Source organism: Desulfovibrio sp. OH1186_COT-070, assembly GCF_003860215.1.
Taxonomy (GTDB): domain Bacteria; phylum Desulfobacterota; class Desulfovibrionia; order Desulfovibrionales; family Desulfovibrionaceae; genus Desulfovibrio.
Map to the genome: position 1 here is coordinate 1 of NZ_RQYH01000190.1, position 409 is coordinate 409.

Annotated in this window: 1 pseudogene; it reads left to right on the forward strand. The window is 28.4% G+C overall.

Features of this window, described 5'->3' with window-relative positions:
* Positions 1-298, forward strand: a pseudogene (locus tag EII23_RS12470) (protein rep); the annotation flags it as partial.
* Positions 299-409 lie beyond the last annotated feature (111 nt).

Consider the following 409-nt stretch of genomic DNA (forward strand, 5'->3'; position numbering starts at 1 on the left):
GTATTCTGGTAAAGATAGCGACTACTTAATTAATCAAAAAGTGTTCGATACATTTTATAAATCACTCAAAGGGAAACAGATTCTTGTTTATTCTGGACTGTTTAAAGAGGCAAGAAATAAATTAAAAAATGGCGATTTAGATTATCTTAAAGAAGTAGATCCGACAGAATATATTTATCAAATTTTTTATCATTGGAACCAAAAAGAGTACTTAGCGAGTGAAATTTTTGATTTGTCCGAAGAAGAAAAAAGTAAAATTAATCATCAAATGATTGATGAAATTGACGAAGAAATTTGAGTATAAATTTTGATGTTTATTTTAAAACGTTAGCGAAAAAGCTAGCGTTTTTTTGTTGAAAATATGTTAAAAATGCCTGGGTACAAATGGGGGACTGACACAATATATAGG